The organism is Isoptericola sp. Y541, from assembly GCF_059445465.1.
Genome location: NZ_JCAIUJ010000007.1, coordinates 103,214 through 123,989, shown reverse-complemented (window position 1 = coordinate 123,989; position 20,776 = coordinate 103,214). Strand labels below are relative to the sequence as shown.

Annotated in this window: 20 protein-coding genes; 13 read left to right on the top strand and 7 right to left on the bottom strand. The window is 73.3% G+C overall.

Annotated elements, in window-relative coordinates; all coding sequences use genetic code 11:
* Nucleotides 1-21 precede the first annotated feature (21 nt).
* Nucleotides 22-678, top strand: a complete 657-nt coding sequence (locus AC1C2V_RS15670; protein ID WP_495390567.1) for a response regulator — start codon at nucleotides 22-24, stop codon at nucleotides 676-678.
* A 261-nt stretch (nucleotides 679-939) separates the two neighbouring features.
* Here the strand turns inward: AC1C2V_RS15670 and AC1C2V_RS15665 are convergent, their stop codons facing one another.
* Nucleotides 940-1,317 (bottom strand): winged helix-turn-helix transcriptional regulator, encoded by a 378-nt coding sequence (locus AC1C2V_RS15665; RefSeq protein WP_495390566.1) that lies wholly within the window; start codon nucleotides 1,315-1,317, stop codon nucleotides 940-942.
* A 64-nt stretch (nucleotides 1,318-1,381) separates the two neighbouring features.
* On the opposite strand from AC1C2V_RS15665, the gene AC1C2V_RS15660 reads away from it, so the two are divergent.
* A complete protein-coding gene (locus tag AC1C2V_RS15660) occupies nucleotides 1,382-2,026 on the top strand; it encodes an NADPH-dependent F420 reductase (RefSeq protein ID WP_495390565.1) in 645 nt (214 codons plus the stop codon).
* A gap of 11 nt (nucleotides 2,027-2,037) precedes the next feature.
* Here the strand turns inward: AC1C2V_RS15660 and AC1C2V_RS15655 are convergent, their stop codons facing one another.
* Nucleotides 2,038-2,694 (bottom strand): DNA-binding response regulator, encoded by a 657-nt coding sequence (locus AC1C2V_RS15655; protein ID WP_495390564.1) that lies wholly within the window; start codon nucleotides 2,692-2,694, stop codon nucleotides 2,038-2,040.
* 96 nt (nucleotides 2,695-2,790) lie between these two features.
* On the opposite strand from AC1C2V_RS15655, the gene AC1C2V_RS15650 reads away from it, so the two are divergent.
* The 5 genes from AC1C2V_RS15650 to AC1C2V_RS15630 all read left to right on the top strand — a co-directional run bounded on the left by AC1C2V_RS15650 (nucleotide 2,791) and on the right by AC1C2V_RS15630 (nucleotide 8,728).
* Nucleotides 2,791-3,735 carry an oxidoreductase gene (locus tag AC1C2V_RS15650; protein ID WP_495390563.1) on the top strand — a complete coding sequence of 315 codons (945 nt, stop codon included), beginning with the start codon at nucleotides 2,791-2,793 and terminating at the stop codon, nucleotides 3,733-3,735.
* 68 nt (nucleotides 3,736-3,803) lie between these two features.
* Nucleotides 3,804-4,172 carry an ArsR/SmtB family transcription factor gene (locus tag AC1C2V_RS15645; RefSeq protein WP_495390562.1) on the top strand — a complete coding sequence of 123 codons (369 nt, stop codon included), beginning with the start codon at nucleotides 3,804-3,806 and terminating at the stop codon, nucleotides 4,170-4,172.
* Nucleotides 4,169-5,086: a cation diffusion facilitator family transporter gene (locus AC1C2V_RS15640; protein WP_495390561.1), complete on the top strand. Its 918-nt coding sequence runs from the start codon at nucleotides 4,169-4,171 to the stop codon at nucleotides 5,084-5,086. The genes AC1C2V_RS15645 and AC1C2V_RS15640 overlap by 4 nt, the downstream gene beginning before the upstream one ends.
* 82 nt (nucleotides 5,087-5,168) lie before the next feature.
* Nucleotides 5,169-7,931 carry a multicopper oxidase domain-containing protein gene (locus AC1C2V_RS15635; protein ID WP_495390560.1) on the top strand — a complete coding sequence of 921 codons (2,763 nt, stop codon included), beginning with the start codon at nucleotides 5,169-5,171 and terminating at the stop codon, nucleotides 7,929-7,931.
* Nucleotides 7,932-7,993: 62 nt separating this feature from the next.
* A complete protein-coding gene (locus AC1C2V_RS15630) occupies nucleotides 7,994-8,728 on the top strand; it encodes a VIT1/CCC1 transporter family protein (protein ID WP_495390559.1) in 735 nt (244 codons plus the stop codon).
* Between the two features lie 78 nt (nucleotides 8,729-8,806).
* On the opposite strand, the gene AC1C2V_RS15625 is transcribed toward AC1C2V_RS15630, so the two are convergent.
* Genes AC1C2V_RS15625 through AC1C2V_RS15605 form a run of 5 tightly spaced genes read right to left on the bottom strand, consistent with a single transcriptional unit; the run spans nucleotide 8,807 to nucleotide 12,696 of the window.
* A complete protein-coding gene (locus tag AC1C2V_RS15625; protein ID WP_495390558.1) occupies nucleotides 8,807-9,214 on the bottom strand; it encodes a RidA family protein in 408 nt (135 codons plus the stop codon).
* A gap of 3 nt (nucleotides 9,215-9,217) precedes the next feature.
* Entirely contained in the window at nucleotides 9,218-10,093 is an 876-nt protein-coding gene (locus AC1C2V_RS15620) for a fumarylacetoacetate hydrolase family protein (RefSeq protein WP_495390557.1), read from the bottom strand.
* The gene (locus AC1C2V_RS15615; protein ID WP_495390556.1) at nucleotides 10,090-10,572 is read right to left on the bottom strand and encodes a YybH family protein; all 483 of its coding nucleotides are present in this window, start codon (nucleotides 10,570-10,572) and stop codon (nucleotides 10,090-10,092) included. Before AC1C2V_RS15615 ends, AC1C2V_RS15620 begins: the two co-directional genes overlap by 4 nt.
* Before the next feature lie 26 nt (nucleotides 10,573-10,598).
* Nucleotides 10,599-11,882: an FAD-dependent monooxygenase gene (locus AC1C2V_RS15610; RefSeq protein WP_495390555.1), complete on the bottom strand. Its 1,284-nt coding sequence runs from the start codon at nucleotides 11,880-11,882 to the stop codon at nucleotides 10,599-10,601.
* 58 nt (nucleotides 11,883-11,940) lie between these two features.
* Nucleotides 11,941-12,696, bottom strand: a complete 756-nt coding sequence (locus tag AC1C2V_RS15605; RefSeq protein WP_495390554.1) for a dienelactone hydrolase family protein — start codon at nucleotides 12,694-12,696, stop codon at nucleotides 11,941-11,943.
* A 392-nt stretch (nucleotides 12,697-13,088) separates the two neighbouring features.
* Here AC1C2V_RS15605 and AC1C2V_RS15600 point away from each other — a divergent pair, with 392 nt between their 5' ends.
* Genes AC1C2V_RS15600 through AC1C2V_RS15575 form a run of 6 tightly spaced genes read left to right on the top strand, consistent with a single transcriptional unit; the run spans nucleotide 13,089 to nucleotide 20,753 of the window.
* Nucleotides 13,089-14,135, top strand: a complete 1,047-nt coding sequence (locus AC1C2V_RS15600) for an amidohydrolase family protein (protein ID WP_495390553.1) — start codon at nucleotides 13,089-13,091, stop codon at nucleotides 14,133-14,135.
* Nucleotides 14,136-14,184: 49 nt separating this feature from the next.
* Nucleotides 14,185-15,732 carry an ABC transporter substrate-binding protein gene (locus AC1C2V_RS15595; RefSeq protein WP_495390552.1) on the top strand — a complete coding sequence of 516 codons (1,548 nt, stop codon included), beginning with the start codon at nucleotides 14,185-14,187 and terminating at the stop codon, nucleotides 15,730-15,732.
* Nucleotides 15,732-16,676 (top strand): ABC transporter permease, encoded by a 945-nt coding sequence (locus AC1C2V_RS15590; protein ID WP_495390551.1) that lies wholly within the window; start codon nucleotides 15,732-15,734, stop codon nucleotides 16,674-16,676. The genes AC1C2V_RS15595 and AC1C2V_RS15590 overlap by 1 nt, the downstream gene beginning before the upstream one ends.
* Nucleotides 16,673-18,610 carry a dipeptide/oligopeptide/nickel ABC transporter permease/ATP-binding protein gene (locus tag AC1C2V_RS15585; protein WP_495390550.1) on the top strand — a complete coding sequence of 646 codons (1,938 nt, stop codon included), beginning with the start codon at nucleotides 16,673-16,675 and terminating at the stop codon, nucleotides 18,608-18,610. The genes AC1C2V_RS15590 and AC1C2V_RS15585 overlap by 4 nt, the downstream gene beginning before the upstream one ends.
* Nucleotides 18,607-19,476 carry an ATP-binding cassette domain-containing protein gene (locus AC1C2V_RS15580; RefSeq protein ID WP_495390549.1) on the top strand — a complete coding sequence of 290 codons (870 nt, stop codon included), beginning with the start codon at nucleotides 18,607-18,609 and terminating at the stop codon, nucleotides 19,474-19,476. The genes AC1C2V_RS15585 and AC1C2V_RS15580 overlap by 4 nt, the downstream gene beginning before the upstream one ends.
* A complete protein-coding gene (locus AC1C2V_RS15575) occupies nucleotides 19,473-20,753 on the top strand; it encodes a DUF3500 domain-containing protein (protein ID WP_495390548.1) in 1,281 nt (426 codons plus the stop codon). Before AC1C2V_RS15580 ends, AC1C2V_RS15575 begins: the two co-directional genes overlap by 4 nt.
* Nucleotides 20,754-20,776 lie beyond the last annotated feature (23 nt).

The window sequence follows — 20,776 nt, the reverse complement described above, 5'->3', positions numbered from 1 at the left end:
GGGCACCGGCACACTGGGCGGATGATCCGGATCGTGCTGGTCGACGACCAGGAGCTGGTGCGCGCCGGGCTGCGCCCGCTCGCCGAGCTCGACGGCGACATCGGCGTGGTCGGCGAGGCGGCCGACGGGCGCACCGGGCTCGCGCGGGTCCGGGAGCTGCGGCCCGACGTCGTGCTGATGGACGTGCGGATGCCGGGCCTGGACGGCATCGAGGCGACGCGGGCGATCGCCGCCGACCCCGCGCTGCGCGACGTCCGCGTGCTGGTGCTCACCACGTTCGACGAGGACGAGCACGTGACGGAGGCGATCCGCGCAGGCGCCGTCGGCTACCTGCTCAAGGACGTCTCCCCCGGCGACCTGCGCGCCGCGATCCGCACGGTCGCCGCCGGCGGGTCCCTGCTCTCCCCCGCCGTCACCGCCGCCGTGCTGCGCGCCGTCGCGGCCGGGCCGCGCCGCCTCGACGACGACGCCCTCGCCGGCCTCACCGACCGCGAGCGCGAGGTGCTGGAACGCGTGGGCCGCGGCCTCACCAACGACGAGATCGCCCGCGACCTTTACCTGAGCCCCGCCACCGCCCGCACGTACGTCAGCCGGCTGCTCACCAAGCTCGACGCCCGCGACCGCGCCGCCCTCGTCGTGCTCGCCTACGAGACGGGGCTGGTGCGCCCTGGCGGATGAAGGGCGCGTCGGCGTTCGCTGAGAGCGCGTCGGGTGCTCGACGGGCTCGCCCAGCTCACCGGGGTTGCTCGTCGAGGCCCACCAGATGCGCCAGACGTCACAGGCCGGGTCGTACAGACGCAGCTGTGACCGCTGCACCACGCCCCGTCGGGAGGGTGCCCGAGGTGTCGTCCGCGTTGCCCAGGCCGTCGAGGGTGGGGGCGACCGTGGCGACGGTGTCGAAGTCGTGCCGCGATCCCATGGGTCCTCCGCACCGTGTTGTCAGGAGCCGCGATCGTGGCACGCACCTCCGACATCGTGCGGCTCGTCGCCGTGCTCCTGCGCCCAGGCGGCCAGCGCGTGCAGGGGCCCGTCGTGGAAGCTCCGGCCGAGCGGCGTGAGCTCGTAGACGACGCCCGACGGCGCCTGCGGGTGGCTGCGGCGCGCGACCAGGCCGGCGTCGACGAGGCGGCCGAGGGCTTCGGTGAGGGGCTTGTCCCGCACCTGCCCGATGGCGCCGCGCAGGTCGACACGCCGGCGCGGCCCCTCCCCGAGCGCGGCGAGGACGACCCCGTCCCAGCGATGGCTGAGGAGGTCGGTGGCCGCCCGCACCCGGCAGTCGGCGACCCGGTCATCGAACTCGCTCGACAGCTCCGGCACGTCCCCATCCTGCCCGCACGGGACGCACCGTCCGGTGCGCGTCGTCCTTTCTACCGTGGGGCGCATGACCACGAACGCAGTTTCAGCACCGGCGCTCAGGATCGGGATCCTCGGCACGGGACACCTCGCTCGCGCCCTCGGCACGCCGTGGGCCGCGCACGGGCACACGATCGTCGTCGGGGGTCGTTCGCTGCCGAGGGCCCGCGCGCTCGCGTCCGGCATCGGGCCGGGCGCGGAGGCGACGTCGCTCGTCGACGCGGCGCGCGGTGCCGACGTCGTCCTGCTCGCAGTGCCGTGGGGCGCCGTCGACGACGTCCTCGCCCGGGCGGGCGGCGCGGCCGGCGTCCTCTCGGCCACGACGCTGATCGATCCGACCAACCCGGTGGCACACGGCGTGGGGCGGCACCTGCTCGACGCCGGCTCGGCTGCCGCGCACATCGCCGCCCGCGCGCCGGGCGCCCGCGTCGTGAAGGCGTTCAACGTCCACCCCGCGACGTACTGGGAGTCCGCCCGCCGCGACGACGTGGTGACCATCGCGGGGGACGACGCCGCGCTCGACGACGTGCGTCGGCTGGTCCGCGAGGTCGGGGCGACGCCGCACGTGCTCGGCGGGCTGGACCGCGCGCGACAGGTCGAGGAGCTGGCGGGCACGGTCATCGCGCTCGCCTTCGCCGGCGTCGACCCGCGGTCCGCCGTGCCCGGGTCGTAGGGGCCGACGCCTCAGACCAGGCCGAGCTCGCGCGCCCGGACGCCGGCCTGGAACCGCGACTCCGCGCCGAGTGCGCCCATCAGCTCGGCCACGCGGCGGCGGTAGGTGCGCACGCCGAGGCCCAGCATCCGCGCCGCCGCCTCGTCCTTGACGCCCTGCCCGAGCAGGTCCAGCACCTGCGGCGCGAGCCGGCGGATCTCGGCGATGCTCGCGTCGTAGACGTCGACGTCCGTCGCCGAGCGCCAGACCGCCTCGAACAGCGAGACGACGCCCTGCACGGTCTCGGGCTGTGTGATGACGCTGTAGCTGCGCCGCCCGGCGGAGACGTTCCCGGCGAGGATCGCGACCCGCCGGTCGAAGAGGATGGTCTCGTTGACCTCGTCGGTGGTGATGCGGACCTGGGCTCCGTGCGCCTCGCGGACCCGTGCCACCCCCTGCGCCGACACCGGGTCGAGGAGCACCCCCGGCCGGTAGACCTTCCGCACGTCCACCTGCCCGCGCCGGGCCCGGGCCAGGGCGTCGAGCTCGTCCGACATGTGGGTGATCGTCCAGGTGCCGAGGTCGTTCGCGGCGCACATGATCTCGGTCGCGGTCGCGAACAGGCGCGACGTGCGCGCGAGCAGCTCCTCGTCGCCGCGCACGATGGTGACTGCCTCGCCGGTCTGCATGGGATCGATTCTGCTCCCCGTGGCAGGCACCTGCCACGGTCGGCAACAAGCTGCCATCGTGATGGGCCCCGGCACGGGCCGATCGATGCTGGCTGCATGACGACGAAGACCACGACCCCCACCACGAGCACCACGCCCGACGCCGCCGCGGCGGGCACCTGGACCCTCGGCGACCGCACGGTCAACCGGCTCGGCTACGGCGCGATGCGGCTGATCGGCACGCTGGGCAACCCCGTGCCGCGCGACCGCAAGGACTCGATCGCCGTACTGCGCCGCGCCGTCGAGCTCGGCGTGAACCACATCGACACTGCGGCCTTCTACTTCTTCCCCACCCGCTCGGCCAACGAGCTGATCGGTGCGGCCCTCCAGCCGTACGCGGACGACCTGGTGATCACCACGAAGATCGGCGCCTCCCAGTCGCGCGACGGCGCGTTCGAGCCGTACGCTCGCCCCGACCAGCTCCGCAGCCACGTCGAGGAGAACATCCGGCAGCTCGGCCTCGACCAGCTCGACGTCGTGAACCTGCGCTGGGGCGCCGGCCTCACGACCGAGCCCGGCTCGGTGGCCGAGCACGTCGGCGCCCTTGCCGAGCTGCGCGACGCCGGCCTGGTGCGGAACATCGGCATCTCCAACGTGCTGCCCGAGCAGCTGACCGAGGCGCTGGAGATCGCCCCGATCGTGTGCGTGCAGAACCAGTACGGCCTGACGAACCGCGTCGACGACGCGCTGGTGGACCTGTGCGGCGAGCGCGGCATCGCCTTCGTGCCGTTCTTCTCCGTCGCCGCGTCCGTGGCCGGCGCCGTCCCCGGCGCCGCGGCCGACGACGCCGGCCGGTCGGTGGTCGAGGTCGCCGCCGCCGCCCACGACGCCACCCCGGCGCAGATCCGCCTGGCCTGGACCCTCCACCGCGGGCCGCACATGCTCGCCATCCCGGGCACCGGGAGCGTCGCGCACCTCGAGGAGAACGTCGCCGCCGGAGCCCTCCGCCTGACCAACGAGGACCTCGCCGCCCTCGACGGGATCGCCCCGGCCGCTCGCTGAGGCGCGGGCCGCCCCCCTCCCCCTTCGCACCCCCCCGGGAGTACAGGTCGCCGTGTACCGTCGGGCACATGGAGACGGTCACCCTCACGCACACGGCGGCGCTCGCGCGGCTGGGGCACGCCCTGTCGGACGGCACCCGCACGCGCATCCTGCTCGCGCTGCGCGACGCGCCCGCGTACCCGTCCGACCTGGCCGAGTCGCTGGGCGTCTCCCGGCAGGTGATGTCCAACCAGCTCGCGTGCCTGCGCGGCTGCGGGCTCGTCGTCGGGCAGCAGTCGGGTCGCCGCACCGAGTACCGGCTGGCCGACCCGCACCTCGCGCACGCCCTCGGCGACATGCTGCGGCTCGCGCTCGTCGTCGACCCCGACTGCTGCGGACCGGACTGCACCTGCGCCGCCGGCGCGCACCCGGGTCGCGCCCCTGCGGACGCCGCATGAGTCACGACCACGGCCACGCACACGTCGCCGCCGACCACCGGGGGCGGCTGGCGATCGCGTTCGGCATCACGGCCGCGATCCTGGTGGCGCAGGCCGTGGGCGCGTTCCTCACCGGCAGCCTCGCGCTGCTGGTCGACACCGCCCACATGCTCACCGACGCGGGCGGGCTGGCGCTCGCGCTGTTCGCGGCACACCTGTCGTTGCGGCCGGCGTCGGCCCGGCGCACCTGGGGGTACCGCCGCGCCGAGGTGCTGGCCGCGCTGGCCCAGGCGGCGGTGCTGCTCGCCGTCGGCGTGTACGTGCTGGTGGAGGCGGTGCTGCGGCTCGCCGACCCGCCGGAGATCCCCTCCACCCAGCTGGTCGTCTTCGGCGTGATCGGGCTGGCGGGCAACCTCGCGTCGATGGCCGTGCTGGCGAGCCGGCGGGACGCCAACCTCAACCTGCGGGCCGCGTTCCTCGAGGTGGTCAACGACGCCCTCGGGTCCGTGGGCGTCATCATCGCGGCGATCGTCATCGCCACCACGGGCTGGCAGCGGGCGGACTCCGTCGCCGCCCTGCTCATCGGGGCCCTCATCCTGCCGCGGGCCGTGCGCCTGCTGCGGGCCGCCGGCTCCGTGCTCCTGGAGTCCGCCCCGCCCGGGCTCGACCTGGACGAGGTGCGCGCCCACCTGCTCCGCGTGGAGCACGTGCGCGAGGTGCACGACGTGCACGCCTCCCTCATCGCCACCGGGCTGCCCATCCTGTCCGCGCACGTCGTGGTGGGCTCCGGCTGCTTCACCGACGGGCACGCCGGGCGCATCCTCGACGAGCTGCAGGAGTGCGTCGCGACCCACTTCGACGTGTCCGTGGAGCACTCCACCTTCCAGGTGGAGCCCGACACCCACCCGGAGCACGAGCACCCCACCCACGCCTGAGCCCGCCGGTGTGTCGGCCGTCATACCGGCGCCCGGGAGGCGACGCCTATGCTCCGAGCGTCATCTCCTGAAAGGCGTCGGCGTGCCCCGTACCCAGCTCCCCCTCATCGCCACCGGGCAGCCGCAGCCCCCCGCCAAGCGGTTCCGGCCGTGGCGTGACCTGCCGGTGGTGGTATGGCTCCTGCTGGTGGTGGTCGCCGCCCTCGTGCACCCGTGGCTAGCGGCACCGCGCTGGCTGATGCTGCACCTGCTGTTCCTCGGCGCGATCAGCCAGGCGATCCTCGTGTGGTCGGAGCACTTCACGCTCGCGCTGCTGCACGCGCGCGCCACCGAGGCGGACGTGCGGCGGCAGACGGCGCGACTGGTGCTCCTCAACGGCGGCACGGCGCTGGTCGTCGTGGGGGTGCTCACCGGCTGGTGGCCCGTGACCGTGGCGGGCGCGGCCGCCGTCGCCGGCGCGGCCGGGTGGCACGGCGCGGCGCTGTACCGGCGGCTGCGCGGCTCGCTCGGCGGCCGGTTCACGACGACGGTGCGCTACTACGTGGCGGCCGCCGCGATGCTGCCGCTCGGCGCCGTGCTCGGCACCCTGCTCGCGCACGGCCTGCCCTCGGCGGCCTCCGCCCAGGTGCGCCTCGCCCACGCGCAGCTCAACGTGCTCGGCTGGATGGGCCTGACCATCCTCGGCACCCTCGTCACCCTGTGGCCCACGCTGCTGCGCACCCGCATGGACGACGCCTCGCTGCCCGCCGCCCGCCGCGCCCTGCCCGTGCTGGTCGCGGGCCTGGTGGCGGCCGCGGGCGGCGCCGTCACGGACCTCCTGTGGGTGACGGCGGCCGGGCTCGCCGCCTACCTCGCGGGCGCGCTGCTGCTGCTCGTGCCGCTCGCGCGCACCGCCCGCCGGCGGCCGCCGCGCACGTTCGCTGCGGCGTCCGTGGGGCTCGGCATGGTCTGGCTCGTCGCCCTGCTCGTCGTGCTGCTGAGCGGCGCCGTCCGCGCCGCCGGCGGTGGCGGGTGGGCGGTGGCCGCTACGACGCTCGACGACGTCGCGCCGTACCTCGCCGCGGGCGTCGCCGCACCGGTACTGCTCGGCGCCCTGTCGCACCTCGTCCCGGTATCCGTATCCCGCGGGCCTGCCGCCGCGAAGGCCGCGCACGCCGTCATGGACCGCGGCGGCTGGTTCCGCCTCGTCGCCGCGCACGGCGCGCTCGTCGTGACGGCGCTGCCCGTTGCCTCGCTCGTGCGCGTGCTCGCCTCCACGCTCTACCTCGCCGCCATGGCCGCGTTCCTGCCGCTCATGGTCCTGGCGATGCGTGCCGCCCGCCGCGCCGCGGCCGGAACTCCCGACGCCGCCCAGCCCGACGCCGCCCAGCCCGGCGCCGCTCCGGTGGCCGGGACGGCCCGCGGCCCACGACGCACCGTGCAGGCCGTGACGGGCCTCGTCGCCGTGACCGCCGTCGTCGCGCTCGGGGCGGGCCTGGACCAGAACGCCGTCGGCGGCGCCCTGGCCGCAGCGGCCGGCCGCACGACGGGCGCCGAGGCGCCCGCAGCCGCCACGGGCGAGTCGCGCACCGTCGAGGTCGAGGCCCGCGACATGCGCTTCTGGCCCGCCACCGTCTCCGTGCCGGCCGGCACGCACCTCGTGCTCGAGGTGACCAACACCGACGGCGCGGACGTGCACGACCTCGTCCTGGCGACCGGCCAGGGCACCGGACGTCTCGCACCCGGCGAGTCCGCGACCGTCGACGTCGGCGTCGTGACCGGGGCCGTGGACGGCTGGTGCTCCATCGCCGGGCACCGCGCCATGGGCATGACGTTCGACGTCGACGCGACAGGCAGCGCGGTCGACGACGGCTCCGGCGGGATGTCCGGGCACGACATGGCCGGCGGCGACGCGACCGACCCCGCGGGGGACGGCGCGTCGTCCGCCGCCGACGACGTGGTGCCGGGCGCCGAGCCGCCGGCGGGGTTCACCGCGCGCGACGCCGCGCTGCCCGACCTGCCCGCCCCGCGCGCGGACGGACGCCCGACCGTCCACCGGCAGACGCTGGAGATCGTGGAGAAGGAGGTCGAGGTCGCCCCCGGCGTCACGCAGACGCTGTGGACGTTCGGCGGTGCGGCGCCCGGCCCCACCCTGCACGGCCGGGTGGGCGACATCTTCGAGATCACCCTCGTCAACCACGGCAGCATGGGGCACTCGGTGGACTTCCACGCCTCGTCGCTCGCTCCCGACGACCCCATGCGCACCATCGCGCCCGGCGAGTCCCTCGTCTACCGGTTCACCGCCGAGCGCGCGGGCGTGTGGATGTACCACTGCTCGACGATGCCGATGACGGCGCACATCGCGAACGGCATGGCGGGCGCCGTCGTCATCGAGCCCGACGACCTGCCCGACGTCGACCGCAGCTACCTCCTGGTGCAGTCGGAGCTGTACCTGGGGCCACAGGGCGGCACCGTCGACGTGGACCAGGCGCTCGCCGCGGACGGCGAGGACCTGGTGGTGTTCAACGGCTACGCGGACCAGTACGCCGCGCGCCCCCTCGAGGCGACGGCCGGCGAGCGCGTGCGGGTCTGGGTGCTGGACGCCGGGCCGAACCGGCCGTCGTCGTTCCATGTCATCGGCTCGCAGTTCGACCGCACCTGGGCGGAGGGCGCGTACCTGCTCGGAACCTCCGACCGCCCCGCCGACGGCCGTGACGGCGGGTCGCAGGCACTCGCGCTGCAGCCCGCGCAGGGCGGGTTCGTCGAGACCGTCTTCCCCGAGGCGGGCCACTACCCGTTCGTCACGCACGTCATGGCCGACGCCGAGCGCGGCGCCCGCGGCGTGTTCGACGTCTCCTCCCCCTGACGACACCCCGGCCGCCTGGTGCTCGTGTCCCCCGCCGCGCGATGCTGTGCTGTGCTGTGCACATGTCCTCCTCCGTCGACATGGAACCGACCGGCCACCCCGACGAGCCGCACGTCGGCGGCCTCGCCCAACGGCTCAACTGGCTGCGCGCCGGCGTGCTCGGCGCCAACGACGGGATCGTCTCCGTCGCGGCCGTCGTCGTGGGCGTCGCCGGAGCGACGCCGGAGCGGGCCCCGGTGCTCACTGCCGGGCTCGCAGCCCTCGTGGGCGGCGCGATCTCCATGGCGCTGGGCGAGTACGTGTCCGTCTCCAGCCAGTCGGACAGCGAGAAGGCGCTCATCGCCAAGGAGAAGCACGAGCTGGCGACCATGCCCGAGGAGGAGTTCGACGAGCTCGTCGGCCTCTACCGCCAGCAGGGGCTGAGCGAGGGCACGGCGCGGCAGGTCGCCACCGAGCTCACCCACCACGACGCCCTCGGCGCCCACCTGTCCGCGGAGCTCAACATCGACCCGGACGACGTCGTCAGCCCCTGGCACGCCGCCTGGGCGTCGCTGCTCGCCTTCCTGTCCGGCGGCGTCCTGCCGATGCTCGCCGTGCTGTTCCTCCCCGAGCCGTGGAAGATCGGCGGCACGTTCGTGGTCGTGCTCGCCGCGCTCGGCGCCGCCGGCTCGATCGCCGCGTGGATCGGCGGGTCGTCGCGCGCCCGGGCCGTCGCTCGCGTCGTGATCGGCGGCGCGCTCGCGCTCGGCGTCACGTTCGGACTCGGCTCGCTGCTCGGCACCTCCGGCGTGGTCTAGCCACCCGACCCCGCGACCGGGCGCCCGGGGCGCATGGGGCGCCCGGGGCGCATGGCTCGGGGCTCAGACGGCGCAAGCTCAACCAGCGGGGACGGCGAGGACGGCGAGCAGGTCGGCGTGGATCAGCGCGCCGCCGTCGAGCGTCGCGGCGATCACCTGCCGCGCCGGGCGGTCCGCCGGGTCGGGGAACATCGCCGTCCACTCCCGGTTGAGTGCCCCCCGGTCGCGGGGGTCGGCGAGGCGGACGGTCAGCTTGAGGATGTCGCCCGTGCCACCGCCCGCGGCCTCCATCAGGGCGCGCACGTGCCGGAAGACGTTCGCGCACTGGGCGTCGAGCCCCGCCGGCAGCTCCTGGGTCTCCGGGTCACGACCCGTGAGCGCCCCGGAGGCCAGGAACGGCCCGATCCGGCTGGCGGCCGGGACCGGGTTGGCGTGCCCGAACCCGGGGACCTCCACGATCACGCGCCGGGCCCTCCTGACACCCACGATTCATCCCTCCGCGACGACGGTGTTCTCGAGGGCACCGAGGCCCTGGATCTCCGCCCGCACGACGTCGCCGACCTTGAGGAAGTTCCTGGTCGGTGCGCCGATGCCGGACGGCGTGCCGGTGGCGAGCACATCCCCCGGCTCGAGCGTCATGACCTGCGTGAGGTAGGCGATCTGCTCGTACACGTCATAGATCATGTCGTCGGTGCGCCAGTCCTGCCGCACCGCGCCGTTCACGGTGAGCCGCATCCCCAGGTCGAGCGGGTCGGCGACCTCGTCGTCCGTGGTGAGCCAGGGGCCGAGCGGGCCGTGCGTGTCGAACGACTTGCCCAGCGTGAACGTGGGCGAACGCTTGACCAGCCAGTCCCGCACGGACACGTCGTTCGCCACCAGGTACCCCGCGATGACGGACCGCGCGTCGGCGGCCGGCACGTGCTTGCAGCGGCGGCCGATGACGACGGCGAGCTCGATCTCGTAGTCCAGCTCGTCGGAGACGTCGGGCTTCACAACGCCGGCGTGCGGCCCGACGATGCACGAGACCTGCTTGTTGAACCAGAGCTGGCTGGTGGGGGTGGGGATGCCCGCCTGCCGCGCCTCCTCGGCGTGCGCGGCGTAGTTCATGCCGATGCCGAGGTACTTCTGCGGATCGTCCACGGGCGCCTCGAGGACGACGTCGGACAGCGCGTGGATCTCCCCGGTCGCGGCGGCGATCGGGCCGCGCAGCGCGTCGAGCTCCGGCAGGATCGCGCGCAGCGACGTGCCAACACCGGGGACGTCGGAGACGTCCGTGACCGTGAGGGTGTCCGGGGCCGCGACGTCGCCGTCGACGCGCCCCAGGCGGACCGGGCCGTCGCCCACGCGGAACCGTGCGATCTTCATCCTTCGTCTCCCTCCGTCGTCGAGTCCGTCGTCGAGCCCGCACGCTCCGAGGGCAGCGCGCCCCACGCCTGCTCGCTGTCGGGCGTCATCTGGAAGCTGACGAACCGCCAGCCGTCGTCGCCGCGGGCGAGCACCTGCGTCACGACCCCGGCGAGCACCCGCTCGCCGCCGTCGGGCGCGCGCATGCGGTTGACGATCCGCCCGGTCACGACGGCGACGTCGCCCACCACCCGCACCGTGAGCTCCCCGCGGTCGATGTCGAGGTACGCCTGCCGCGTGGCGACGTGCTCCAGCAGCTGGGCCTTGGTGTGCACTAGGCCGGGCGCGTGGACGTGCACCAGCGAGTCGTCGAAGATCGCGTCGAGCGCGTCGAGGTCGACGGCGAGCAGGGCCGCGCGGCGCCGGTCCTCGACCGCCAGGATCTCCGCGCGGGTCGCGTCGTCCGCGGGCCGCACCGTGGGGGCGGGTGTGGGGGTCATGCCTGTCCTCCCTGGTTTGTCGGGGGTCAGCGCGTCAGCGCGTGGTCGGTGCGGAATCCGGTCGTCTCGCCGTCGCCGTAGCCGGGGCGCGGCTGGCCGACCATCGCGTGGTACTTGCTGAAGATCTCGTCGGCCTCGGCCAGCGGAAGCACCTGCTCGATGTCGTCGAACGGCTCGCAGTTCGTGCGGTCGGCGACCATGCGGCGGATCACCTCGTACCCCTCGCCGCGGTGGGCCATGACCATCCCGTTCACCTTGGGCAGCCGCTCGGCCGCGAAGGCCTCGAGCGCCTCGGCCGGGTCGTCCATGGTGGCGAGCTTCTCCGCGAGGACCGCGCCGTCGACGATCGCCTGGCACGCGCCGTTGCCGCCGCGCGGGTACATCGCGTGGGCGGCGTCGCCCACCAGCACCACGCGGCCGTCGGTCCAGCGCTCCAGCGGATCGTGCCGGATCAGGGGGAACAGGTACACCTCGCGGGCGTCGCGCAGCATCTGCTGCACGTCGAGGAACGGCAGCTTCACGGTGTCGAAGAGCGGCACGATCTCGGCGACGTCGCCGACGGCGTTCCAGTCCTCGACCGTCTGGTCCCGCTCGCGCTCCACCACCCAGTTCACGAGCGTCTTGCCCGTGCCCTCGAAGTCGTCGGCGATCGGGTAGACGATCATCGTCGCGATCTGCGGGGCGCCGATGTGCAGGATCGTGTGGCCGTCGCGGTACGGCTCCATCAGCGTAGTGCCGCGGTACATCGTGATGCCGGAGTAGTGCGGATCGGCGCTCTCGGGGTGCATCTGCCGGCGCACCACGGAGTTGATGCCGTCGGCCGCGACCACCACGTCGGCGCGCACCTGGCCGCGGGTGCCGTCCGCGTGCTCGACGTCGAGCGTGACGCCGTCGCCGTCCTGCGTGTAGCCGAGGGTGCGCACTCCCTGCACGACGGCGTCCGCCCCCAACCGCTCGAGGACCGTGCGGTACAGCAGCATCTGCAGATAGCCGCGGTGCACGAAGCGCTGCTCGTGCAGGTAGCCCATGTGCACGCCGCACAGCTCGGCGTAGATCTCCTGGCCGTGGTTGTTGTAGAAGATCGACTCGCGGGCGTCCACCGAGATGGCCCGGAACTCCTCGAGCAGGTCGAGCTCCTCGAGCTCCTTGGTGCCGTATACCTTGACGTCGATGCCGACGCCGAGCGGCCGGAGCTCCGGCACGGTCTCGTAGATGCGGGGGCGGAAACCGCGCTGGTGCAGTCGCAGCGCGGCCGCCAGGCCCGCCGGGCCGGCGCCGATGATGGCGATGTCGAGCTGGGGGTCGGGCATGTGGTCCTCGTTCTCTCGGTCGTCGCGGTCGACGTCGGTCGCGACGGGTCGTGGAGCGTCAGGCGTCGGCCGGGCGCAGGTCGGGGAACAGCTCCCGCAGGAACCTGGTGGTCGCGGCCCACGCGCGCTCGGCGCTGCGCGGCTGGTACGCGACGACGGACGGGTTCGGAGAGAACCGCGCCCGTAGGCTCGTGAACGCGTGCACGGTGCCGCCGTAGAGGTCGAGCTCCCAGTCGACGCCGGCTCCGGTCAGCGATCCCTGGAGCGTGGCGCGCTGGTCGGCGGTCGCCATCGGGTCGTCCGCGCCGGTGCACAGCAGCACGCGCGACGTCGGGTCGCACGCGCTCCAGCCGGCGGCGGGGTCGAGCAGGTCGAGGCCGGCGTGGACGGCGACGGCTCCCCGCAGGTCACCGCCCGTGCGCAGGTGCTCGAGCACGGAGGACCCACCAAAGCAGTAGCCGAGCGCGGCCAGCGCGTCGCCGTCCACCTCGGGCTGCGCGACGGCGGCCTCGTGGGCAGCGGCGACGCGCGCGACCCACCGGGGCCGGTCGGCCACCATGCCGCCGATGAGCGGCCCGATCTCGGGCTCGGCCGTCGGCCGGGTGCGGTCGCCCCACACGTCCGCGGCGAAGACGGCCAGGCCGAGCCGGGCGAGGCGCCGGGCGATCGTCAGCATGTCGTCGCCCAGCCCGAAGGCGTCGTGGACGAGCAGGACGGCGGGGCCCGGCGTGGCCCAGTCGGGCGCGCACAGGTGCCCGACCATCCGGGTGCCGTCGTGGGTGTACTCGACGTCGCGCGAGACCAGGTCTCCCATGAGCCGCCTTCCGTGTGCCGTGGGGGTCGAGGAGGTCGCGGACCGGGACGGCGCGGGTGAAATCCCCGGCGACGTCGCCGGGGCGTGAACCCTCGCTCGACGGTGAAGCGTGCGCCGATCGTAGGGACACTTCGTACACGATTTCAAGTGTGGAGCTGCATGAGGATCTTGACCCGGGTCGCGATCAGTGCTGTTCTGGGGCCACACAAGGCCAGGGAGACGACCGGGGAGACGACCGGGGAGACGGGGTCGTGAGACCACGACCGCCGAGCAGGGTTGATCAGCCCTCCCCGATCTGCATATGATTTCGGACACGATCCGGCCAATCGGCCCGGTCGTTGGCGAAGCACACCGAGGTGCTCAGGAACGACCGCGAGGGAGCAGCCCACGACATGACCGTCGTCGACATCAACATCCACCACCTGCCCGAGGATCTCTTCACGAACCCGAAGATCCTGGGCGGCTTCCTGAACAGCGCCCCGCGCGGGTTCGGCGAGATCGCCCGCGTCGAGACCATGGAGAGCGGCAAGAAGCACCTCATCCTCGAGAAGCCGGCCGGCCACCAGAACCTCAACTACGTCGAGGGCGACTACTCGGCCGAGGCGAAGCTCGCGGCCATGGACGACGCCGGCGTCGACTACGGCATCATGCGCGTGCCGGTGTGGCAGGAATGGCTGGACCTCGAGACCTGCAAGGCGGTCAACGACAACGCGGCCGACATCGTCAAGCGGTCGAACGGGCGCCTGTTCTTCACCGCCTGCGTGCCGCCGTGGGGCGGCAAGGAGAACATCGACGAGCTCAAGCGCTGCATCGACCTCGGCGCCGTCGGAGTCCAGGTCTCGTGCCACTACGGCCAGCTCTACCTGGACGACCCGGTCTTCGAGCCGTACTTCCGGGAGATCGAGAAGCTCGACATCCCGGTCATCGCGCACCACACGCCGCTGCCCGTCGAGTGGCGCTCGGTGGTCGACTACACGAACCTGCGGCGCGAGTACGGCCGCATCGTCGACCAGGCCACCGCCGTCGGGCGCGAGCTGTTCAGCGGAATGTTCGACCGCATGCCCGGCCTGCGGTTCGTCCACACCATGTTCGGCGGCAACTGGTTCGCCAACCAGGCGCTGCTCACGCCGCACGCGTCGAACAAGAAGGAGTCGGTCACCCGGCTCGACCCGACCGGCGGCGACAAGATCCAGCGCTACCTGGACAACAACCTCTTCTTCGACATGACCCACCCCCACTCGTGGGGCAAGGACCAGGTGGAGGCCGCGGTCAAGATCAACGGCGCGGACCACCTGCTGTTCGGCTCCTCGTTCCCCGTGTTCTACGGCTGGATGAGCCAGGGAGTCGAGTTCGTCAAGAACGAGCTGGAGGTCAGCGACGGGGACCGCGAACTCATGCTCTCGGGCAACGCCGTCCGCCTGTTCGACCTCCCGATCTAGGCCCGCTTTCCCCTCACCGTGCATGCCGGCGCAAGGAGGCGCCCCCATCATGTCGAAGACGACATCGTTCCTCGTGCGGAGCCTGGCCTCCGCGACGATCCTCACGCTCGCCCTCAGCGCCTGCACGGCCTCGACCGGCGAGGCGGACGGGGACGGCGCCACCGCGAGCGCCGGCAGCGGCACGGTCGCGGGCTCCGTCCTGCGGGTCAACTGGGGCGGGTTCCCGGAGAGCTGGGCGCCGGGTGCCGAGATGGAGGCCGGCTTCCTGCGCGTGCCGTACGAGAACCTGGTCGCGCTCGGTGACGACGGGGAGATCGAGCCCGTCCTCGCGACGAAGTGGGAGCAGACCGACGCCGCCCTGACGCTCACGCTGCGCGAGGGGGTCACGTTCCACGACGGCACGCCGTTCGACGCCGACGCCGTCAAGGTGAGCCTCGAGACCGTGCAAGGCACCCCCGGCCCGTACGCGGGGCCGTTCCAGGTGATCGAGTCGATCGACGTCGTGGACGAGCACACCGTGAAGCTCAACCTCGTCGAGCCGACCCCGTCGCTGCTCACGACCCTCACGACTCGCGCCGCGCCGATGGCGAGCCCGAAGGCGATCGAGGCGGGCACCATCGCGCAGGTCCCGGTCGGGACGGGGCCGTGGGCGTACGACGAGGCCGCGTCGGTGCCGGGCACGCGCCTGGTCTTCGGCCCCGCGGAGGACTACTGGGGCGACCCGGTGGGCTTCGAGACGGTGCAGATCGTGGCGATCCCCGAGGACAACTCCGCCACGGCGGCGCTGGCCAACGGTGAGATCGACCTCACCGACACGGAGACGAGCCAGTTCAGCACCATCGACGGCACCCCCGGCGTCGACCGGCTGTCGTACCCGGCCATCCGGAACAACCCGATGTTCTTCGACCGGGGGCCCGGTGGGATGTTCGAGGACGTCGCCGTGCGACAGGCGGCCTGCACCGCCATCGACACCGAGGTGCTGGCCGAGCTGGAGCCGGACTGGACGGTGCGCACCCAGCACTTCGCCGAGGGCGAGCAGGGCTACAACCCCGACATCGCCGGGTACACGCACGACGCCGCCGAGGCGCAGAAGCTCTACGACTCCGCCGGCAACCCGCCGGTCGACGCCGAGATGCTCGCCACCGTGTTCAACGAGAACCAGATGAAGATCTACGCCGAGCAGATGGGCGAGATCGGCATGAAGGTCAGCGTGCAGAGCGCGCCGCCGCCGCAGTACTTCTCGGAGTGGAACAGCGGCAAGTACCCGCTGGGCCTCGGCGGCAACGACGAGCTGACGCCGTTCGACTGGTACCAGGCGTGGTTCGCCGCCGACGCGCCGGGCAACCCGTCGGGCGTCGAGAGCGACGAGCTCAAGGCCGCCGCGGACGCGGCGATCGCGGCCGGCACCGGCGACGAGGCCGACGCCCTGTGGGCCGAGGTCACGAAGATCATCTCCGAGGAGGCCCTCACCTGCGCCCACGTGGCCGGCGAGGAGCTGCTCGCCTGGAACACCACCACCGTGACCGGCGTCGAGGCGCCCACCCAGCCGTGGGAGACGAACCTCGTGAACTTCCGCGCGCTGCGCCCAGCCAACTGATGGGGAAGCTCGTCGCCTACCGGCTGCTGTTCGCCGTCCCGCAGCTGGTGATCATCTCGATCCTGGTGTTCTCCCTGACGTACCTGGTGCCCGGCAGCCCCGCCGCCGCGATGCTCGGCACGTCGGCCACACCTGAGGCGATCGCGCAGGTCGAGGCTCAGCTGGGCCTCGACCGGCCGCCGGTCGAACGGTTCGTCGAGTGGTTCGGCGCGCTGTTCTCCGGCGACCTGGGCAGCTCGTTCCGCGCGGGCATGCCCGTGACCGACCTCCTGGCCCAGCGCCTCCCCGCAACCCTGTCGGTGGTGCTGGGCGGCATGGTCGTCGCTCTGGTGCTCGGGGTGGGGGCCGGCGTCTTCACCGGCACCCGCCCCGGCACCCTGGCCGACCGCCTGGTCACCGGCGGTACGGTGCTCGGCCTCGCCATCCCCGAGTTCTGGCTCGGCCTGCTGCTGACCACGGTCTTCGCCGTGCAGCTCGGCTGGATCCCGATCGTCGCCTGGACGCCGCTCACGGCCGACCCGCTCGCCTGGCTGCAGGGCATCGTGCTCCCGTCGCTCGCCCTGGGCGTGACGGGCGGGGCGATCATCGCCCGCCAGACGCGTGCTGCCGTCGTCACCTCGATGGCCGCGCCCTACGCGGACACGCTCACCGCGGCGGGCATCTCCCGCCGCCTGCAGATCACCCGTTACGGAGTGAAGAACGCCCTCGTGCCGGTGCTCGCCTCGACGGGCGTCACGTTCGCCATCCTCATCGGCGTCAGCTTCGTCGTCGAGAAGGTGTTCGCCCTGCCCGGGCTCGGCAGCCTCATGCTCACCAGCGTCATCGGGCAGGACTTCCCTGTCGTGCAGGGTGTCGTGCTCATCACCGCCGTCCTGGTGATCGTCGTCAACCTCGTCCTCGACATCAGCTACGGCCTGATCAATCCTCAAGCGAGGCCCCAGTGAGCAACGCCGTCACCGTCGGCCCGCCCGCAGACCAGCCGCCCCCCGGCACGCAGGCACGCAGCGCCGGGCAGGCGTGGCGTCGCCTGCGCGGCCAGCCCTCGACGCTCTTCGCGGTCGTTGTGCTGGCCGTCCTCGTGGTCGTCGCGCTCGCCGCGCCGCTGCTCGCCCCCTACGCGCCGGAGGCGACCGACTTCGACGCCCCCCTGTCCGGCCCGACGGCGGCGCACCTGCTCGGCACGGACGACCTAGGGCAGGACCTGCTCAGCCAGGTGATCTACGGCGCCCGGACGGCGCTGCTGGTGGCGGGCGGCTCGGTGCTGCTCGCGATGCTCATCGGCGTTCCGATCGGGCTGGTGCTCGGCTTCAAGGGCGGCTGGTACGACCGGGTCGGCTCGCGCGGCCTCGACATCGCGGACGCGCTGCCGGGCCTCATGGTCGGGTTCGTGGTCATCGCGATCCTCGGGCGCGGGATGGCGGTGCTGATCCTCGCGATCGGCCTCGTGTTCTGCATGAACTTCGCCCGCATGACCCGTGCCATCACGCTCACCGAGCGCAAGAAGCTGTACGTCGAGTCGGCGCAGGTCTCGGGGTTACGCCAACGTCAGATCGTCTTCGGCCAGGTGCTGCCCAACCTGGCCGGGCCGCTGGCCGTGCAGGGCGCCGTCTTCCTCGGGTCGGCGATCAAGGTCGAGGCGGCGCTGTCGTTCCTCGGCCTCGGGCTCGGCGACGACCAGCCGTCGTGGGGCGGCATGCTCGGCGTCGCCGCCGAGCACCAGGCCGATCACGCCTTCATGGCCGTGGCCCCGGGCGTCGCGATCGTCCTCACCGTGCTCGCGTTCAACCTGCTGGGCGACGGCATCAACGACGCGCTCTCCGGCCGCCGCAAGTCGCTGCGCCGCACCGCCGTCCTCGGCCGGGTCCTGCCGCCGGTGGTCTCGACAGGCTCGACCGACGATTCGCCGGTTGAGCCCGTCGAAACCAGCTCGCCGGTTGAGCCTGTCGAAACCAGCTCGCCGATTGAGCCTGTCGAAACCAGCTCGCCGATTGAGCCTGTCGAAACCAAGCCCGTCGAGGCCCGGGTTTCGACAAGCTCAACCAGCGGGCCGACAACCTCAACCAGCGACACCGCGGTCCTCGACGTGCGCGGCGCGACCATCGTCGCCGACCGCCCGGACGGCACCACCGTGACGCTGGTGCACGACGTGTCGCTGCGCGTGGCGCGCGGCGAGATCCTCGGCCTCCTCGGGGAGTCCGGCTCCGGCAAGTCGATGCTGGCGAAGGCGATCCTGGGGCTGCTGCCGCCGGGGGTGCGCCTCGCCGCGGGGTCGATCCGCCTGAACGGCACGGAGCTCACCGGGTGCTCCGAGCGTGAGCTGCGCACGGTGCGCGGCACGGGCATCGGCGTCGTGCTGCAGAACCCGCAGGCCAACCTCTCCCCCGTGCACACGGTCGGCCGCCAGCTCGTCGACGTGCTGCGGGCGCACCACCCGCTGACGAAGGCGCAGGCGCGGGCGCGGGCCGCCGAGCTGCTCGACCTCGTAGGCGTCGACGAGGCGCGCCGCCGCCTGGGCCAGTACCCGTACCAGTTCTCGGGCGGGATGGCGCAGCGCGTGGCGATCGCCATCGCCCTGGCGGGCGAGCCGGACCTGCTCCTCCTCGACGAGGCGACGTCCGCCCTCGACGTCACCACGCAGAGCCAGGTGCTCGACCTCGTGCTCGACCTGCGGGAGCGGCTCGGCATGGCGATCGTCAACATCACGCACGACCTGGGCGTCGCGGCCGAGACGTGCGACCGCGTGGCCGTGCTCTACCGCGGCGAGCTGATCGAGGTGGACGACGTCGTGTCCCTCTTCGACCGCCCCAACCACCCGTACACGGCGGCGCTGCTCGCCGCGCACCCGACGGCGGACCACGACGTGGAAGTGATCGCGTGAACGACTCCCAGCAGCCCCTGCTCGACGTCCGCGACCTGCGCGTGGACTACGACGTCGCGGGCGCCGCGGGGTGGCGCCGGCGCACCCTCACGGTGGTCAAGGGCATCAGCTTCACCATCGCACCGGGCGAGACATACGGCCTGGTGGGCGAGTCTGGCTCGGGCAAGAGCACCACCGGGCGGGCGATCCTGCGCCTCGCCGACGTCAGCGGCGGCGCGGTCCTCGTCGACGGCCAGGACGTCGCCGCGCTGGGCCGGCGCACGCCCCTGTCGTACCGGCGCGACGTGCAGGCGGTGTACCAGGACCCGGGCGCCTCGCTGAACCCGCGCCACCACGTGGGCCGCGCCGTGACCGAGACGCTCGCCCGACACGGCCTCGGAACCCGCGAGGAGCGCCGACGGCGCGCCGTCGAGGCGTTCGAGCAGGTGGGCCTCACCGCGGCGCACCTGTCGCGCTACCCGTCGGAGCTGTCGGGTGGCCAGCTGCAGCGCGTCGCCATCGCGCGGGCGCTGGTGCTCGAGCCGCGGCTCGTGGTGTGCGACGAGGCCGTGAGCGCGCTCGACCTGTCCACGCAGTCCCAGATCATCTCCCTGCTCATGGAGCTGCAGGCCTCGAACGGCGTCAGCTACCTGTTCATCACGCACGACCTCGGCGTCGTGCGGCACGTCTCCCACCGCGTCGGCGTGCTGCGCCGCGGCGAGCTCGTGGAGCAGGGCGAGACCCGGCGCGTGCTCGACGCGCCGCAGCACGAGTACACGAAGGCGCTGCTCGCGGCCAGTCCCGCCTCGCACCCGGACGGCCGCGAGCAGCGCCGGGCCGAGCGCGCCGCGCGCCGCGCCGCAACCGCCCAGGAGGCAGCAGCATGACCGACGAGCACCTCGACGACTTCTTCTCCACGGCCCGCGTGACGGGCCGCGACGCGGAGGTGACGTTCGCCGAGGACACCTACCGCGACCACCTCTACAACCTCGACGACCCCGTGCTGGCGAAGTGGCGCGGCCTCGGCTACGCGGAGTTCTCGGCACGCAAGCGGGAGCCCGGCTTCGTGCAGGAGCTGCTGGCGTCGTGGCGGGCGCTGTACGACGAGCCGTTCGTCGGCATCACCACCGACGGCGCCGTGCGCGACGTGCACCGCCTGCGGCCGGTGACGCCCGCCGACCCCGAGCCGGCCCGCGCGGCCGAGCGCCTGCTGGGCCTGCTCGACGACGACCAGCGCGTCACGTTCGCCCACGAGCTCGGTGCGCCCGAGTGGCGGGCGTGGAGCAACCCGGAGTTCGTCATCCACGAGGTCGGGCTCCGCCTGGAGGAGCTGGGTGCCGAGGCGGTCGACGCCGTGCTCGCCATGATCGAGGCATCGCTGAGCCCCGCGGGCTACGAGCGCGTGCGCGAGGCCATGGAGCTCAACGCGTTCCTCGGCGACCTCACCGACCTGCCCGGCCTGATGAACGAGAGCAGCTACTGGGTGTCGCTCTTCGGCGAGCCCTCGCCCGACGGCGCCTGGGGGTGGCAGCTCTTCGGCCACCACGTGGCCGTCCACTTCGTCTCCGTGGCCGGGCGGCACGTCGTCGCTCCGGTGTTCCTCGGCGCCGAGCCCGCGGAGTCCGACGGCGCCCGGCCGCCCCTGTTCGCCGCGCGGCAGAAGCTGGCGCTCGAGCTCGCGTCGTCGTGGACCCCCGCCCAGCGCGCCGAGGCCGTGGTCTACGAGTCCGTGCTGGACCCGGCGATGCCCGAGGGTCGGCTGCACCCGGCGGACGAGCGGCACGTCGCCGGCGCCTTCCGCGACAACCGCGTGGTGCCGTACGAGGGCATCCGAGCGTCCGAGCTCACCGACGAGCAGTGGGGCGTGGTGCGCGCCGTCGTCGAGGACTTCCACCTGCTGCTCGCCGCGCCGCAGCGAGAGCTCACGCTGGACGACGTGGACGCGTACCGCGACGAGACGCACGTCTCCTGGTACGGCGCCACCGACGGGACGCAGCCGTTCTACCTGCGCATCCACAGCCCCGTGGTCCTCGCCGAGCTGGACCACCACGCGGGCGTGTGGCTGGGCAACCAGCTACCCGCCCGGTTCCACGTGCACACCACGCTGCGCCTGCCGAACGGCAACGACTACGGCCGCGCGTACGTGGCCCAGCTCGCCGACTGACGCTGGTCGAGCTTGTCGAGACC

Excerpts from the sequence above, each read along its gene's own strand:
- AC1C2V_RS15670 (WP_495390567.1), top strand. The coding sequence starts at position 22 with ATGATCCGGATCGTGCTGGTCGACGACCAGGAGCTGGTGCGCGCCGGG.
- AC1C2V_RS15660 (WP_495390565.1), top strand. The coding sequence starts at position 1,382 with ATGACCACGAACGCAGTTTCAGCACCGGCGCTCAGGATCGGGATCCTC.
- AC1C2V_RS15655 (WP_495390564.1), bottom strand. The coding sequence starts at position 2,694 with ATGCAGACCGGCGAGGCAGTCACCATCGTGCGCGGCGACGAGGAGCTG.
- AC1C2V_RS15650 (WP_495390563.1), top strand. The coding sequence starts at position 2,791 with ATGACGACGAAGACCACGACCCCCACCACGAGCACCACGCCCGACGCC.
- AC1C2V_RS15645 (WP_495390562.1), top strand. The coding sequence starts at position 3,804 with ATGGAGACGGTCACCCTCACGCACACGGCGGCGCTCGCGCGGCTGGGG.
- AC1C2V_RS15640 (WP_495390561.1), top strand. The coding sequence starts at position 4,169 with ATGAGTCACGACCACGGCCACGCACACGTCGCCGCCGACCACCGGGGG.
- AC1C2V_RS15630 (WP_495390559.1), top strand. The coding sequence starts at position 7,994 with ATGTCCTCCTCCGTCGACATGGAACCGACCGGCCACCCCGACGAGCCG.
- AC1C2V_RS15620 (WP_495390557.1), bottom strand. The coding sequence starts at position 10,093 with ATGAAGATCGCACGGTTCCGCGTGGGCGACGGCCCGGTCCGCCTGGGG.
- AC1C2V_RS15615 (WP_495390556.1), bottom strand. The coding sequence starts at position 10,572 with ATGACCCCCACACCCGCCCCCACGGTGCGGCCCGCGGACGACGCGACC.
- AC1C2V_RS15610 (WP_495390555.1), bottom strand. The coding sequence starts at position 11,882 with ATGCCCGACCCCCAGCTCGACATCGCCATCATCGGCGCCGGCCCGGCG.
- AC1C2V_RS15605 (WP_495390554.1), bottom strand. The coding sequence starts at position 12,696 with ATGGGAGACCTGGTCTCGCGCGACGTCGAGTACACCCACGACGGCACC.
- AC1C2V_RS15600 (WP_495390553.1), top strand. The coding sequence starts at position 13,089 with ATGACCGTCGTCGACATCAACATCCACCACCTGCCCGAGGATCTCTTC.
- AC1C2V_RS15595 (WP_495390552.1), top strand. The coding sequence starts at position 14,185 with ATGTCGAAGACGACATCGTTCCTCGTGCGGAGCCTGGCCTCCGCGACG.
- AC1C2V_RS15590 (WP_495390551.1), top strand. The coding sequence starts at position 15,732 with ATGGGGAAGCTCGTCGCCTACCGGCTGCTGTTCGCCGTCCCGCAGCTG.
- AC1C2V_RS15575 (WP_495390548.1), top strand. The coding sequence starts at position 19,473 with ATGACCGACGAGCACCTCGACGACTTCTTCTCCACGGCCCGCGTGACG.